The organism is Bacillus sp. ChL18, from assembly GCF_026241425.1.
Classification (GTDB): Bacteria; Bacillota; Bacilli; order Bacillales; family Bacillaceae; genus Bacillus; species Bacillus velezensis.
In genome coordinates, this window is record NZ_JAPHWE010000021.1 from 1 (window position 1) to 435 (window position 435).

The following is a 435-nucleotide window of genomic DNA, read 5'->3' on the forward strand; positions in this document are numbered from 1 at the left end:
AACGCTCCCCACAACTCAAAGGTAATTGCGTCAAAGACTGGTGATCCTGTCTGCAGTATCACATCATTGTCTTGGAATTGAACAAACTGATTATTTTTCACCAGTCTTACCACATTTCGGTGTTCTAAAAGAATTCCTTTTGGTTCCCCAGTACTGCCGGATGAGTACATAATATACGCTAAATCGAGAGGAGAACCGCCGAAACATAAATTACTTGTGTCATTTTGATACAGTCGTTCTTCCTTAATATCGAGTCTCTCTCCTGAAAAATCTGCCAAATCTTGTTCACTGCCCGCAGTTAACAGTATTTGAGCGTTGCTGTCTCTCAACATATAGCCAATTCTGTCTGCCGGATAGCTTTTATCTATCGGAAGATAGGCACCGCCTGCTTTTAACACACCTAGAATTCCAATCACCATCTCAATTGAACTTTCG

At 41.4% G+C, this 435-nt stretch carries 1 protein-coding gene; it reads right to left on the reverse strand.

The window, feature by feature from the left end; translation table 11 throughout:
- A partial coding sequence (locus tag OQ477_RS21125) for an AMP-binding protein (protein ID WP_265973605.1) occupies positions 1-435 on the reverse strand: 435 nt, incomplete at both ends.